The organism is Micromonospora sp. NPDC005173, from assembly GCF_040608515.1.
Classification (GTDB): Bacteria; Actinomycetota; Actinomycetes; order Mycobacteriales; family Micromonosporaceae; genus Micromonospora.
In genome coordinates, this window is the sequence record NZ_JBEXIK010000011.1 from 100,603 (window position 1) to 115,096 (window position 14,494).

The following is a 14,494-nucleotide window of genomic DNA, read 5'->3' on the forward strand; positions in this document are numbered from 1 at the left end:
CCGGTGACGAGGTTGCTGGCGACGCCGATCGCGACGAACGCCGCCAGCCCCGCGACCCGCCATGGACTGTCTGGACCGTGATACCTCAGCGGCATGAATATGCCGCTGAGGTATCACGCTCACCGGAGAGAATCGGCCGAGGCGACCGGGGACGCTGCTTAGCTTCGCCCGATGTCGTTGACGCAGCGCAGCACCGGCCGGGAGGTCAGGGCTGCGGCGTCCAGCGGGGTGTCGGCGTGGACGGTGAAGGTCGTCGACTCCCCTGGCAGCAGGGTGATCAGCACCTCGTCCACCTCGGCGGACGGCTCCAGCCGGTCCGGGAAGAGGGTCAGGTCGCGCAACACCGTGCGGGCGGTGACCCGGACCCGCTGTCCACCGTCGACCGGCTCGACCGTCGCGTCCCAGGCCGCCGCGGGCCAGTCGACGTCCCGGTCCTCGGCGAAGAGCCAGAGCGCACGCCGTGCGCTCTCCCCAGCCTCGGCCACCAGCAGCTCCCGCCGGGCCTCCTCCGGCCGCGACAGCTCCGCCGGCAGCGTCAGCGTCACCGCCGAGTACGCGGGGACGTCCAGCTCCATCGTCGTCTTCGCCCGGGGCTCGCCGGTGAGGGTCAACCGGGTCACCGAGGCCGACGCCCGCCAGGGCGTGCCACCGTCGTTCACCGCGACCAGGGCCAGGCCGCCTTCGCGGGGCTGCACGGTGAGCAGCCGGTCTGCGTACGCGTGGCGCAGCGCGTACCACAGTGGTTTGCGCCGGCCGTCTCCGTCGACGGCCGACCAGGAGGTGACCGGCCAGCAGTCGTTGAGCTGCCAGACGATGGTGCCCGCGCAGACGCTCCGGTGCGAGCGGAAGTGCTCAACCCCGAGCTGGATCGCCCGGGCCTGGTTGAGTTGCGTCAGGTAGTGCCAGTCGTCGAAGTCTGCCGGGGCGGGCAGGTGCGCGTCCAGGCCCCGCTGGAGCTTGGCGTCCCCGCCGGCCGCCTTCTGGTGGTGCGCCATCCCCGGCGAGTCGTGGGCGAGGGGTTCGTCGCTCAGCGCCCGACGCAGCGTGGCGTACGCCGGCGGCCCCTGGTAGCCGAACTCGGCGACGAAGCGCGGCACGTACTCCCGGTACTTGCGGTAGTCGTCGGTGTTCCACACGTCCCAGATGTGCGTGGTGCCGTGCGCCGGGTCGTTGGGGTGGATCTCGTCCGTGCCTGACCAGGGGCTGCCCGGCCAGTACGGGCGGGTCGGGTCCAGCTCGCCGACGATGCGGGGCAGCACGTCCAGGTAGTAGCCGCGACCCCAGGTGCGCCCGGCCAGCACCTCCTGCCAGTCCCAGTCGTGCCAGCCCCAGATGTTCTCGTTGTTGCCGGTCCAGAGCACCAGCGACGGGTGCGGCGCCAGCCGGGTCACCTGCTCAGCGGCCTCGGCGGCCACCTCGCTGCCGAACGGCTCCTCCTCCGGGTACGCGGCGCAGGCGAACAGGAAGTCCTGCTGGACCAGCAGCCCGCGCTCGTCGGCGAGGTCGTAGAAGTCCGCCGACTCGTACCGGCCACCGCCCCAGACCCGCAGCAGGTTGATGTTGGCCGCCGTGGCCTGGTCGAACCGCTCGGCCAGTCGCTCCCGGGTGACCCGGTTGGGAAACACGTCGTCCGGGATCCAGTTGACCCCGCGCACGAAGACCGGGACGTCGTTGACCGACAGCGCGAACGGGGTGCCGTGCTCGTCGGGGGTGGTGTCCAGCCGGACCGAGCGGAAGCCGATCCGCCGGGACCAGCTGTCCAGGATGTCGCCGTCCGGCGCGTGCAGGGTCACCTCCATCAGGTGGCGCACCTGCTCGCCGTACCCCCGGGGCCACCACAGCGCGGGCTCGCGGGCGGTGAGGGTCAGCTCGGCCGTGCGCTGCCCGGCCGGGACGACCACCTCGGCGTGGGCGCCGGCGACGGTGGCCCGGACGGTCAGCGGGACGTCCGCGACCCGCTCGACCTCGACGTGCAGCTCGACCCGCCCGTCCCGGCCGGCCAGGGTGACCAGCGGGCGGACGGTGGCCAGCCGGGCGGTGGACCAGGCGTGCAGGCCGATCTCCTGCCAGATGCCGGCGGTGACCAGCGTGGGGCCCCAGTCCCAGCCGAAGTTGCAGGCCATCTTGCGGATGAAGTGGAACGGCTCCGGATAGGCGTTGGGCCGGTCGCCGAGCCGCTCCTGCTGCGCCTCGGCGTACCGGTAGGCGGAGTCGAACGCGACGACCAGGTCGTTGTCGCCGTCGCGCAGCAGCGCTCGGACGTCGAACCGGTAGCCGCGGTGCATGTTCTCGGTACGGCCGACCTCGACACCGTTGACGGTGACCGTGGCGACGGTGTCCAGGCCGGCGCAGACCAGGTCGACCCGGTCGTGGTCGCCCGCCGGGCGCCGGAAGCTCGTCCGGTAGCTCCAGTCGGTGCGCCCGATCCAGGCCAGTGCCAGTTCGTTGTCGTCGAGGTAGGGATCGGGGATCAGCCCGGCGTCGAGCAGGTCGGTGTGTACGCAACCGGGCACGGTGGCCTGGACGGTCAGCCCGGCGATCTCGGCCGGCACCGGCGCTCCGGGCGTCGCCTGCAGGGTCCAGCCGTCGTGGAGTGCCTGTCGGCTCAAGACTTCACCGCACCTTCCATGATTCCGCGGACGATCTGCCGTCCACCGATGAACAACATGATCAGCAAGGGGATGGTAGCCACGAACGCACCGGCGAGCACCCGACGGTAGATGACGTAGTTGCCGCTGGCCAGGTCGGAGATGGCGACCATCGAGGTCGGGTAGTCGGTGCCGCCCAGGGTGATCAACGGCCACTGGAAGTCGTTCCAGGTCGCCACGAAGGTGAGTAGGCCGAGCACCGCGAGGGCCGGCCGGATCGCCGGCAGGACGATGGACCGGTAGACCCGCATGGTGGTCGCGCCGTCCATCCGGGCCGACTCGATCAGCTCGTCGGGGACGGTGTTGAGGATGAACTGCCGCATGTAGAAGACGCCGAACGCGGTGACCAGGCCGGGCACGATGACCGCCAGCAGGGTGCCGTTCCAGCCCAGCTTGCCCGTCACGATGTACAGCGCGACGACGCCGAGCTGGTTCGGCACGGTGAGGGTGAGCACCACGAACAGCATCAGCCACCGGCTGCCAGCGAAGCGCAGTTTGGCGAAGGCGAACCCGGCCAGGGAGCAGAAGAACAGCATCGAGACGGTCACCACGGTCGAGACGATGACGCTGTTGATCAGCGAGGCGGCGAAGTAGACGTCCTGGAGGGAGAAGACCTCGTCCAGGTTGACCAGGAACCGGTCCCCGGGGATCACCGCCGGTGGGATCTGGGCCAGTGCCTCGTCGTTGCTGGTGGCGATGACGAACATCCAGTACAGCGGGAACGCCGCGAACAGCATGGTGGTGGCCAGCAGGAGGTACGTCCCGACGCCGGCCGGGGTGTCCTGTGGGGCGCGGCCCATCAGGGCGGCCCGTCGCCGGCGGCTCTTGGTGACCGCCGACCGGGGCGGTGTGGTGTCGACGGCGCTCACCTGGATCGCCCTCCGGAGAGTCGGTTGGTCAGCAGCGTGTTGATCCCGGCGACGACCAGGATGATCAGGAAGAGCGCCCAGCTCATCGCGGCCGCGTAGCCGAGGTTGAGGTCCTTCCAGCCGACCTTGTAGATCAGCTGGGCGATGGTCTGCCACTCGCCGTTGGGTCCGCCGGTGGCGGCCTGGGCGTTGAGGTCGAAGAGCATCGGCTCGATGAAGAGCTGGAACCCACCGATGGTGGAGAGGATGACGGTGAACACGATCACCGGCTGGATCATCGGCACGGTGATCCGCCAGAGCTGACGCCACGGGCCGGCCCCGTCGACCGCGGCGGCCTCGTAGACGTCGCGCGGGATGGACTGCATGGCGGCCAGGTAGAGCAGCGCGTTGTAGCCGATCCACTTCCAGTTGACCATCGTGGCGATGGCGATCCAGGCGTGCAGCTTGTCGGCCCGCCAGTTGATCGGGTCACCGTCGCCGATGCCGAACAGGCCGAGCACCCAGTTGGCCATCCCGAAGTCGCGGGAGAAGAAGACGCTGAACACCATGGTGGAGGCGACGATCGGGGTGACGTACGGCAGTAGCACGCCCACCCGCCACCAGGTCTGCGCCCGGAGCCGGCGGTTGAGCAACGACGCCACGATCAGCGCGAGCAGCAGCTGCGGCACCGAGGAGAGCAGGAAGATGCCGAAGGTGTTGTAGAGCGCGTTCCAGAAGTCGTCGTCGCCGAAGAGCTGGCGGAAGTTGGCCAGACCGGCCCACCCGGTGAGCGTCGGATCGTCCAGCCGGTAGTTCCGCAGGGCGATGACGCCGTTGAAGATCAGCGGGAACAGGCCGAAGATCAGGAAGATCAGGAAGAACGGCGCGATCAACACGTACGGCATGTAGCGCATGTCGAACCGGTACAGCCGGTCGCGCCAGCTGGGCCGGCGGTGGTCCGGGTCGGTGCCGTGACCGTGCCGCCCGGCGGCGGCACGGCGGCCCGACGACGCGGGCGCGGCGCGGGTGGTGGACATCGGGACACTCCAGGGCCGAAGAGACGAGGTACGCGCGGATGGCGCGGGGGCGGCCCGGGTCCGGCCCGCCCCCGCGCAGCGGGCTCAGGAGGTGCTGGCCTTCTCGGCTTCCTTGACCGCCTCACCTCAAGATCGTCCTACTGCCCCTTTCGGCCGTACCTTGGCGGCATCCCTACTAGCCGGTGTCCTGGCAACGGCGCCTGACCTACGCCGGCGAGCTCCTGGCCGCGCGGCGACCGGGCCCGCGTCGGTTCGCGTCCCGTATGGCGGGATGGCTCCGATCGTCGTGCCGGTCCGCTCCTCGATGGAAGGGGCTGTGGTACCCCGGGCGTTTGAGCCCCGGGGCACCACAGGAGGGGTCAGACGCCGAACGCGGCGGGGTACTGGATGGTTCCGGCGGGGACCGTGCGGGTGTTGTCGAGGGCCATGGCCATCATGGCCTCGTCCGGTACCTCGAAGGGTGCGCGGATACCGAAGCGGGAGGCCGGTGTGAAGCCGAACCGCGGGTAGTAGTCGGCGTGTCCCAGGACGAGGACGAGGTTTTCGCCCATGGCCCGGGCGGCGTCGAGTGCGGCGCGGATGGCGGCGGAGCCGGCGCCGGTGCGCTGGGCCGAGGGCAGCACCGCGCAGGGTGCCAGGGCGAGAGCGGGTACGCCGTCGACGTGGCAGCGGGTGAGCAGCGCGTACCCGGTCGCGGTGCCGTCGGGGGTCGCGGTGACCATGGACAGTCCGTCGATCCACGCCTTCGGGTCGGCGCGCAGGGCGTCGACGATGTCGGCCTCCAGGGCGGTGGGGAAGGCCGCGAGGAGGATGTCGCGGATGGCGGGGATGTCCTCGGTGGTCTCGGAACAGGCGGTCCAGGTCGTCATGGTTTCGTCCTCGGTGGTGTCGGGGGTGTGGTCGTGGGGGCGGAGGATGTAGACGGCGTAGTTGTAGTCGCTGCCGTGTTCGCGCCGCATGTCGATCTCTGTCCGGTGTGCGGCCAGGGCCTGCGGCATGCCGGGGTGCTGCGGGTCCGCTCGGTCCATGCGCTGGGTGAGCGGCGTGTAGTACTCGTCCCACCAGTCGCTTTCCGGCAGCGACCGGTGCGCGTGGAGACGGTAGCCCGCGGCCTGTGCGGCGTCGGTGTTCGCGGTGTGGGTGCGCAGCGGGTAGGCCGCGTCCCAGTAGGCGCGCACCGGGGCAGCGGGGCTGGGCACGGTCCATTCCATTTCGGTGACGACGAGGACGCCGCCCGGGGCGAGCAGGCGACGCCAGGCGCGCAGGGCGACGTCGAAGCCGATGGTGTAAACGGACCCCTCGGCCCAGATCACGTCGAAGCTGTGATCGGGGACGGGCAACTGGTCCATCGAGCAGTTGACTACCGTGATCCGGTCGCCCAGGCCCCGGCGGGCCGCTTCGGCGGCAAGGCTGTCCAGGTACGGCTGGTGCAGGTCGACCGCGGTCACGTGCGCGCCGGCTTCTTCGGCCAGCAGCAGTGCGGAGCGGCCGGGGCCGCAGCCCGCGTCCAGGACCCGCGGGTGCTCGGGCAGCGGTCCGGCCGTCTCCAGCGCGTGCCGTGTGGTGGCGTCCGAGCCTGGGCCCTGCCGGGGCAGGTCGTGGTGCAGGGTGAAGAACGCCTGCGTCACCGGGTCGCCGCCGGGGGTGGGGGTGTCGTTGTTGTTCACTGCCGGTGCTCCCGGAACTGGTAGGTGGCGCGCAGGTGGCGCGTGATGTCCTTCCTGGTGGCCTCGCGGTCGGCGCGCAGCCGCGAGTCGGTGCGGGAAGCGGAGTAGGCGTTCTCCCGCAGCAGCCGGTGGTAACTGTCCAGACGGCGTTGGGGAATCTCGCCTGCCTCGACGGCGGCCAGCACCGCGCAGCCGGGTTCGTTCACGTGTGCGCAGTCCGTGAACCGGCAGGCCTGTGCGAGGTGCTCGATCTCGGCGAAGGTCTGTTCCAGCCCGCTCTGGGCGTCGTGGAGACCGATCGCGCGCAGGCCGGGGGTGTCCAGCAGGACCCCGCCGCCGGGTAGCGGGAGCAGTTCCCGCCAGGAAGTGGTGTGTCGGCCCTTGCCGTCCACCTCGCGGACGGCGCCGGTGGCCAGCCGGTCCTCGCCCAGCAGCCGGTTGCCCAGGGTGGACTTGCCCGCTCCGGAAGGGCCGAGCAATACGATGGTGCCGTTCAGGACGGCGGTCAGGGTGTCCAGGCCTTGTCCGGTCACGGCGCTGGTGACCAGTACGTCCACACCGGCGGCCACCCCGGACACCTGCTCCTCGGCGGAGGGCAGGTCCGCGCATGCGTCGGCCTTGGTGAGCACCACGACCGGCTGGGCGCCGCTCTCCCATGCCAGGGCGAGCATGCGTTCGGTTCGACCGTGCTTGAGTGGTGCCGCGAGCGACACCGTCACCACGACGGTGTCGACGTTGGCGGCCAGGACCTGGCCGTGCGAGGTACGCGAAGAAGACGAGCGCACCAGGGCGGTGCGACGTTCCAGCATCGCGTGCAACACCGGCGCGCGGCCGGTGGTGACGGGGCGCAGTGCCGCCCAGTCTCCCGTGCACGGCGCCGACAACGGATCACCGTGATCGGCGGTGCCGGGAATCTCCGCACGGACGATTCCGGCGTCGGTGACTGCTTCGCACGAGCCGCGTTCGGCCCGCACGATGCGGGCGGGGATCAGTCCGGCGGCGCGATGGGGTGCGAAGGCGTGCTCACACGCCTCGTCCCAGCCGTAGTCCGCCAGGGAATACGGCTGAGCATGATGCCAAGAGGATTGAGACAACGTAGGAACCCTTGAAAAGGGACCCCGATCGGCACAGTGGATTGCCTTCCGCGAGCTGTCAAAGCTCTTGCGGGGGCTTCGACGTCAGGTCAGACCGGGGCCCGGGACGTGAGGATGGTCCGGCGGGCACTGCACACGGCAGTGGCCTTGGCGACAGACATCAACTCACCTCCCAATTCTGGTCCTGCAGTGACCTGGTTGTCTCTGCACCAGTGAGGATAGCACCTCCATTCCCGGCTTCGGACAATGCCGGGAACGGAGGTGCGTCGGCGCATGGTTCAGCTCGGGCGGCGAGGTCGCGTGCGGCGACATGTCGCGCCCCGGCGTCGACGCCGGGCGGGCGTACCGGTCCAGGGAGCGGACGAAGGCGTGGCGGGAGCGGGCCGGCAGCGTCGGGGCGGAGGCGGCGGACTCGGCGTCGTAGGCCAGGGTGCTGTGGGCGCAGCTTGGCGCAGGGGCCAGCCGTCCAGGTCCTCGATCCTTGATGTACTCGGGGGGAGGTGAGCGGGTTAGCCGGCGGCCGAGTGTTCTCCTCGAAGAGGAGTCGACGCCCGCCGGCGAACACACCGCAGGTCGAGCCCGGTCGGGTGCACGCGGACACGCAAGGTCAGAGTTTCCCGTCTTCGGGCCGGCGCACGTCCTGGATGGGGTACGGCGTCAACGAGGAGACGCTCGTACAGGGAGGTTGCGCGTTCCGGGTCGCCCGAGGCCCGGTAGACGTTGGCGGAACGGCCCCTGCCGCCACGGCGATTACGCTCCAACCCCCGCGTCATCAAACGCAAGATGTCCAACTGGGCACTCAAGCGAACCGAACACCGCAAGACGCACCCACAGAACCCACCCGACGTCACACTCGTCGGACCGACCCGCACCACCCCAACCCGCCGCAGAAAGACCTAAAAACACCGGTATTGGGGCTAGGGGGTCGGTCCTCGGTGATGTGAGCCATGCACCGTGTGATGGCGGTCCCGGGCACTACAGTTCGCCGGCGTGAGATCAGGCTCGACGCGATCGACTGGCCGTCGCTGTACCACGCCTACGGGTACGGCGGCGACGTCCCGGACCTGATATGGGCCCTGTACTCGGACGATGCGGATCGCGCCGACAAGGCCCTGGGCGAGTTGTTCAACCATGCGCTGCACCAGGGATCGGTCTATCCGGCGACCGTGGCGGCCGTGCCCTTCCTCGCCCACGCCGCCGTGCACGCCCTCCACGGCCCTGTCCTCCCGAAGGAACGACGAAGCGACAAGTAACGCTGTGTGACTAAGGCCGGTCGATCACGAGGCTGCGCGAGTCTTTTCGTCATGTTCGCGGAGCATGCGCATGACGGTCGCTGGGGACGGGTGGCGGCCCTTCTTCTTGCCGGTGGTGATCACGAGCCGGGCTGCGATGTCGCGAAGACTCATCTCCTGGTCGCGCAGGTGCAGGGCCATGGAGATCATGTGATCGTCGGCGACGCCGGCCCCGCCGATGGTCTTGCCCCGCTTGCGGGCGGACTCGTGGCCTTCGAGAGTGCGGTCGCGGATGTACTCGCGTTCCATACCGGACAGGGCCGCGAGCACGGTGAACACGACTCCGGAGGGGTCGTGGGAGCCCTGGAGTTCGCCGGTCAGGAACTCCAGGCCGACGTCGCTCGCCTTCAGGTCCTCGGCCAGGGCCGCGAGGTCGATGCCGCGGCCGAGCCGTTTGTGCTCGTGGACCACGAGGGTGACCCGGACCCCGGAGGCACGCAGCTCGCGGGCCAGTCCGACGACCTTCTCCAACTCGGGTCGTCTGGTGGCGCGGGTGGAGATCTTCTCCGAGAACACGCGGGTGACGCCCGCCTCGGCGAGGGCGTCGAGTTGGGAGTCCAGCGATTGGCGGGCGGTGGACGCGCGTGCGTATCCCAGGCGGGCGTGTCCGACCGGTTCGGTGCCCGCGCCCGCCGGGCGGGGCAGTTCGGTCCACGCGGCCCCGGGCCGGCGGACGGCCGGCGTGGTCACGGCGAGGGCCTTGGCGAGTTGGGGCACGAGTCGGAACCGGGCGGTGTGGTACTGGATCGCCACCCGGCCCTTGCCGGTGCGGCACGGCGAGCCGGCCGGCGCCGCGCAGGAGGACATCGGGCAGTTGTGCGCTTCCACACGCGTGAAGTCGTCGCTCACACCCCGAACCGTTTCATGGGTGCGTTTCAACTGTCCAACCGTTTGCAACAACCCATGAAACAGAAGACGCGCAGCTCGGGTCGGGGCGGGCGCGGTGTTTCACGAGCGAACACATATGAAACGCGAGAGTTGATCACCGCGCGCGTGGCCCCGGATCCCCGACTTCGCCGAAATCAACAGAAGTAGTTGATGACTACGGAGAGCTACTCGCCACTTCGTCGTAGCTATACGAGCGCAGGGCCTTGTCGAGCAGGTTGACGAACTTGTCCGACTGGCTGCGGAAATGCACCATGAAGCCCTCGTCGATGGCGGCGATGTCCGCCGCGCCGGAGCCGGCTACCAGCTTCTTCTGCAGGTCCTCGTGCTGGGCGTTGTACTCCCCCGAGTTCAGCTGGATCTTGACGTTCGGGTTGGCCGCCTCGTACTTCGTCTTGAGGTCCTGAAGGCCGAAGTCACCCCAGAAGTTGATTTTCAGGGTGACCTGCCCGTCCGTCGCGCCGGAATCCTGCCCGCTCTTGCCGCTGCACGCGGCGACCAGGGCGAGACCGACCGTGCCCACGGCGACCGCGCGGGCCCACCGGGTCCAGGAGCGTTTCATGGCATCCTCCGAGCAAGTGGGAACGCTCCCGACATCGAGAGACGTTGACTGAACCGGATAAGTGAGGCCACCGTACGGGCCGGTTCCAGGAGTGTCAACGGCTCGTTAACGCGGTGCACGAGCGGTCCAGGTAAAGGCCCATGGGAGCGCGAACAGTCGTGGTGTAGCGCCTGCCGTCGCAGCTCCGCGCACCGGCCGGCACGCCCGAACCGAGGACACACCGGTACGCTGAACCGGGCAAGTACGCCGCGCCCGGTGCCCGAGGTCTACCGTGGACGGTCGGTTGGCAGCCGCCGACACCGGCTGCGCTAGGTTGAGGCCGCCGGCTTGCCGCGGCAGTCAGAAGATCCGACCCCCGTGGCCGGAGAGTGGAGGAGCACGCCGGTGAAGCGGCCGACCATCGCCGACGTCGCCCGACGCGCCGGGGTGTCCAAGGGCGCCGTGTCGTACGCGCTGAACGGGCAGCCCGGCGTCTCCGAGGCCACCCGGCAGCGCATCCTGGCCATCGCCGCCGAGATCGGGTTCAGCCCGAGCAGCGCTGCCCGGGCCCTCTCCGCCGCCACCGCCGAGGCCGTCGGCCTGGCCCTGTGCCGGCCCGCCCGGATACTGGGCATCGAGCCGTTCTTCATGGAGCTGATCAGCGGCGTCGAGGCCGAACTCTCCGCCCGCTCGTACGCCCTGACCCTCCAGGTGGTGGCCGACCACGACGCCGAGATCGCGGTCTACCGACGCTGGTGGGGCGAGCGGCGGGTCGACGGCGTGCTCGTCTGCGACCTGCGCACCGACGACCGCCGCATCCCCGCACTGGAGCAGCTCCAACTGCCGGCGGTGGTGATCGGCGGGCCGGGCGGCACCGGCGACCTGGCCAGCCTCTGGTCCGACGACGCGGCCGCCCTGACCGAGGCGGTGGAGTACCTGGTCGCGCTCGGGCACCGGCGGATCGCCCGGGTCGGCGGCCTGCCCGACCTGCGGCACACCGAGATCCGCACCGAGGCCTTCGCGGCGGTGTGCCAGCGGCTCGGCCTGGTCGAGGCGGTCACCGTCTGGTCCGACTACACCGGCGAGGTGGGCGGACGGGCCACCCGCCGGCTACTCAGCTCGGCCCAGCGGCCCACCGCGGTCATCTACGACAACGACGTGATGGCCATCGCCGGGCTCTCCGTCGCCCAGGAGATGGGGCTCACCGTGCCGGGTGATCTGTCCATCGTGGCCTGGGACGACTCGCCGCTCTGCCGGCTGGTGCACCCGCCGCTGACCGCGCTGGGCCGGGACATCCCGGCGTACGGCGCGCACGCCGCCCGGCAACTGCTCGTCGTCATCGCCGGACAGCCCGCGACCCGGGTGCAGGACGAGACCCCGCACCTCACCCCGCGCGGCAGCACCGCACCGCCCCGGGACAGGTGAACCGGTTCATCCCGGGGGCTGGTCAGCGGGACGTCGAGGGAAACTCCTCGAAGTACGCCTCGACCCGCTCGGCGGTCGCGGGGCGGGCCAGCGCGAAGCCCTGCCCGTACCGACAGCCGGCCCGGTGCGCCCCCTCGACCTGGGCCGGTGACTCCAGCTCCTCGGCGACGATCTCCACTCCCAGCCGCTCGCCGACGTTGACCACCACGTCGATCAGCGGCGGCTGCCCGTCCGGCCGCGCGCCCACCAGCTCCGGGCCCACCTTGAGCAGGTCGATTGGCAGCCGGCGGAGCTGGGCCAGCGAGGCGTGCTCGGCCCGGAAGTCGTCCAGGGCCGTGCGGACTCCCAGCGACCGCAGACCGGCCAACCGGGCCACCACGGTCGACAGGTCGGCGGCGACCCTCGGCTCGGCCACCTCCACCACCAGCCGCTCCGGCGACACCCCGTACGCGGCCAGCACGGCGGCGGCGCGCTGCACGAAGTCGGGGGTGGTCAGCTCCCGGGTGGTGACGTTGACCGCCATCCACAGCTCCCGACTGCCCGCCGACCAGTCGGCCAACTGCCGGCAGGCCCGGTCCAGGACCCACCACTCCAGCTCGCCGACCAGGTCCAGGTCCTCGGCGACCGGCAGCAACTCGGTCGGGAGCACCGTGCCGAGCACCGGGCTGCGCCAGCGCAACAACGCCTCGGCGCCCACCGGCTGCCGGCTCGCCAGGTCGAGCACCGGCTGGTAGACCAGATCCAGCTCGCCACGCGCCACCGCACCGGGCAGCTCACGTTCCAGATCGAGCCGGCGGACCAACTGCTCCTCCAGGAACGCGTCGTACCACTCGACCCGGTCCCGGCCCAGCTGCACGGCCCGCCGCCGGGCCAGCTCGGCCTGGCGGAGCACGTCCGCCGGCCCGGCGCCGCTCACCTCGGCCAGCCCGATGCTCGCCTGCACCCGCAGCACCGACCCGGCCAGCTGGTAGGGCGGGGTGAGCACGGACAGCAGCCGGGTGCCCAGCGCGTACGCCACCACCGGGCCGGCGGAGGTGACCACGGCGAAGCCGGCGCCCGTGCACCCGGCGACCAGATCACCGCGCGCGATGATCGCGCGGGCCCGGCGGGCCGCCTCGGCCACCACGTCCTCGCGGCCCGTCGGCCCGATCGCGTCTGCGCTGTGCAGGTCCACCAGCAGCAGCGCGCCGACCGGCACCGGCACGTCGCCGATCGCGGCGAGGGCGTCCAGCAGGGCCGCGCGCTCCCCCGGACCGCCCCCAGCGGACAGAACGGACCGACGGCCGAGCGCCGACCAGGTCGCGCCGTCGTCGGGCGGCCAGGTCGAGCCGACGCCGTCCGAGATGGCCGACCCGGCAGCGGTCGTACCGGCCGGATGCTCCGACGCGCCGAGCCAGCGCTGCTGAGCCGCACGGCGGTGCCGGACCGCCCGACCGCTACGCCGGCGGTGTGCGGCACGCCGCTCGGGGGAGGCCGCGTCACCGGCGCGCAGCAGCTCGCGCAGCACCAGTGGCGGCACCGCCGCCAGGGCCAGCAGCACGCTCGTCCGATCCGGCGCCCGGCCCGCGCCCAGGTGCAGGCCCCCCGCCAGCAGCAGCACCGCCGCCGGAAGCACTGCCCGGGGCCAGGCCGGGGCGACCCGACCCACCGTCGCCACCGCGTCGCCCGTGGCCACCGCGTAGCCAGCCGCCACCGCGTCGCCCGCACCGAGCGCGGTGAGCAGCATCCCGAGCACCAGCGGCGGCACGGCCAGCAGGGCCGCCCGACCGGCCGACGCGGGCGGCAGGGCGGTCAACAGCACCAACCCGACCAGGGTCAGCAGGACCCCACCCCGGCAGATCGCGCCGGACGCGCGTCGGTACGGGCCGGTGAACGCACTGAGCGCCGCCATGCCAAGCCCGCCGAGCACCAGCGCGGCGGCCATCCGGGCCGGCACCGGCAGCGTGTCGCGGGGCAGCAGCAACCAGCCGGCGAGGGCCAGCCCGATGGCCGGGCCGGTCGCCTCGATCAGCAACCGCAACCGGGCCTGGGTCGGTGTCCGCGTCCGGCCGACGAGTCGGCGCAGCCCGGCCGCGGACAGGGCCGCCACGACCAGCGACCCGACCAGCGCGGCGGCCCGATGCCCGCTGTCGGCCAGCGGCAACACAGCGGCGCTGACACCAGCTGCCACCACCGCCGCGTCGAGCAGCACCGCCGCCGCGCGCGGCGAAGAATCGGGGTGCGACAGATCGGGGTGCGACGGATCGGCGGGCGACGGATCGGCGGAGCGCCGGGTGGCCAGCCGGGAGAGCCGCACCCCGGCGAGCGTGGCGCCCGCACCGCCGGCCAGTGCGATCACCACCGACGTCGGGGCCAGGCCAGCGGCGCCAGCGAGGACAAGCAGCGTCACCGCCGCGGACACGGCGGCCTCCGGCGCCGCCCGGCGGGGGACGAGGACGCGGAACGGGTACGCGAGGAGCACGGCGGTCGCCTTCGTGAGGGGGCACGGGGCGGTGCGGCGGTGCGGGACATCGGACGTTGCGGGTCCGCTGCCCACCAGTCGAGAACGACCGGCGGTCAAATCGGTTACGCGCCGGACACCGAAAGGAAGCAGTGACCCGTGTCACTGTACGGCGTGCCGGGCGGCCCGGTACCGCCCGCCGCGAGCCGGACCGGCCGGGGGTGGGATCATCGGAGGGTGAGTACGCCCAACACGATCCGCTTCCGGTACAACCAAGCCATCCTGGCCGCCGCGATCATCGCCTTCATCGGCGCCCTGCCGCTGGCCAACGCCCGGGCGTACCTGCTGCCGGTGCTGCTCGTCCCGCTCGCCGTCGGCGTGTGGGCCTGGCGGGCCGGCACCGACGCCGACGACCGGGAGCTGCGCCTGCGCGCACTGGCGGGGCAGCGCAGGATCGGCTGGGACCGGGTCGTCGAACTGGCCACCGACCCGCGCGGGCGAGCGGTCGCCCGACTCGATGACGGCCAGCAGGTCGTCCTGCCGGCGGTACGCGGCTCGGACCTGCCCCGGCTGGTCTCGGCCACCGGCCAGACGCTGCCCGGCGCGGCCGGCTGAGC

The 14,494-nt window shown here is 71.5% G+C and carries 11 protein-coding genes; 3 read left to right on the plus strand and 8 right to left on the minus strand.

Going from position 1 to position 14,494, the window contains the following annotated elements; translation table 11 throughout:
• Nucleotides 1–158: 158 nt before the first annotated feature.
• From ABZV00_RS15435 to rsgA, 5 genes are all read right to left on the minus strand, one after another.
• The gene (locus ABZV00_RS15435) at nucleotides 159–2,609 is read right to left on the minus strand and encodes a glycoside hydrolase family 2 protein (protein WP_355606157.1); all 2,451 of its coding nucleotides are present in this window, start codon (nucleotides 2,607–2,609) and stop codon (nucleotides 159–161) included.
• Complete coding sequence (locus tag ABZV00_RS15440) at nucleotides 2,606–3,448, minus strand: carbohydrate ABC transporter permease (protein ID WP_355606396.1); 843 nt, start codon at nucleotides 3,446–3,448, stop codon at nucleotides 2,606–2,608. Before ABZV00_RS15440 ends, ABZV00_RS15435 begins: the two co-directional genes overlap by 4 nt.
• Nucleotides 3,449–3,513: 65 nt before the next feature.
• The gene (locus ABZV00_RS15445) at nucleotides 3,514–4,533 is read right to left on the minus strand and encodes a sugar ABC transporter permease (protein WP_355606160.1); all 1,020 of its coding nucleotides are present in this window, start codon (nucleotides 4,531–4,533) and stop codon (nucleotides 3,514–3,516) included.
• 359 nt (nucleotides 4,534–4,892) lie between these two features.
• On the minus strand, nucleotides 4,893–6,200 hold the full coding sequence (locus tag ABZV00_RS15450) for a bifunctional class I SAM-dependent methyltransferase/N-acetyltransferase (RefSeq protein ID WP_355606163.1): 1,308 nt from the start codon (nucleotides 6,198–6,200) through the stop codon (nucleotides 4,893–4,895).
• The gene (gene rsgA, locus ABZV00_RS15455; RefSeq protein ID WP_355606165.1) at nucleotides 6,197–7,294 is read right to left on the minus strand and encodes a ribosome small subunit-dependent GTPase A; all 1,098 of its coding nucleotides are present in this window, start codon (nucleotides 7,292–7,294) and stop codon (nucleotides 6,197–6,199) included. The genes ABZV00_RS15450 and rsgA overlap by 4 nt, the downstream gene beginning before the upstream one ends.
• Before the next feature lie 947 nt (nucleotides 7,295–8,241).
• Between rsgA and ABZV00_RS15460 the strand changes: the two genes are divergently transcribed.
• On the plus strand, nucleotides 8,242–8,547 hold the full coding sequence (locus tag ABZV00_RS15460) for a hypothetical protein (protein ID WP_355606168.1): 306 nt from the start codon (nucleotides 8,242–8,244) through the stop codon (nucleotides 8,545–8,547).
• Nucleotides 8,548–8,571: 24 nt separating this feature from the next.
• On the opposite strand, the gene ABZV00_RS15465 is transcribed toward ABZV00_RS15460, so the two are convergent.
• Nucleotides 8,572–9,435 carry a recombinase family protein gene (locus ABZV00_RS15465; protein ID WP_355606171.1) on the minus strand — a complete coding sequence of 288 codons (864 nt, stop codon included), beginning with the start codon at nucleotides 9,433–9,435 and terminating at the stop codon, nucleotides 8,572–8,574.
• 193 nt (nucleotides 9,436–9,628) lie between these two features.
• Nucleotides 9,629–10,033, minus strand: coding sequence for an extracellular solute-binding protein (locus ABZV00_RS15470; RefSeq protein ID WP_355606174.1), 405 nt, complete (start codon nucleotides 10,031–10,033; stop codon nucleotides 9,629–9,631).
• Nucleotides 10,034–10,417: 384 nt separating this feature from the next.
• Here ABZV00_RS15470 and ABZV00_RS15475 point away from each other — a divergent pair, with 384 nt between their 5' ends.
• Nucleotides 10,418–11,437 (plus strand): LacI family DNA-binding transcriptional regulator, encoded by a 1,020-nt coding sequence (locus tag ABZV00_RS15475; protein ID WP_355606177.1) that lies wholly within the window; start codon nucleotides 10,418–10,420, stop codon nucleotides 11,435–11,437.
• A 22-nt stretch (nucleotides 11,438–11,459) separates the two neighbouring features.
• On the opposite strand, the gene ABZV00_RS15480 is transcribed toward ABZV00_RS15475, so the two are convergent.
• Nucleotides 11,460–13,898, minus strand: a complete 2,439-nt coding sequence (locus ABZV00_RS15480; RefSeq protein WP_355606180.1) for a GGDEF domain-containing phosphodiesterase — start codon at nucleotides 13,896–13,898, stop codon at nucleotides 11,460–11,462.
• Between the two features lie 216 nt (nucleotides 13,899–14,114).
• On the opposite strand from ABZV00_RS15480, the gene ABZV00_RS15485 reads away from it, so the two are divergent.
• The gene (locus ABZV00_RS15485; RefSeq protein ID WP_355606183.1) at nucleotides 14,115–14,492 is read left to right on the plus strand and encodes a PH domain-containing protein; all 378 of its coding nucleotides are present in this window, start codon (nucleotides 14,115–14,117) and stop codon (nucleotides 14,490–14,492) included.
• Nucleotides 14,493–14,494 lie beyond the last annotated feature (2 nt).

What these genes read in the sequence shown, in the direction of transcription:
- ABZV00_RS15440 (WP_355606396.1), bottom strand. Translation starts at nt 3,448, where the DNA reads ATGGGCCGCGCCCCACAGGACACCCCGGCCGGCGTCGGGACGTACCTC.
- ABZV00_RS15445 (WP_355606160.1), bottom strand. Translation starts at nt 4,533, where the DNA reads ATGTCCACCACCCGCGCCGCGCCCGCGTCGTCGGGCCGCCGTGCCGCC.
- ABZV00_RS15460 (WP_355606168.1), top strand. Translation starts at nt 8,242, where the DNA reads ATGCACCGTGTGATGGCGGTCCCGGGCACTACAGTTCGCCGGCGTGAG.
- ABZV00_RS15470 (WP_355606174.1), bottom strand. Translation starts at nt 10,033, where the DNA reads ATGAAACGCTCCTGGACCCGGTGGGCCCGCGCGGTCGCCGTGGGCACG.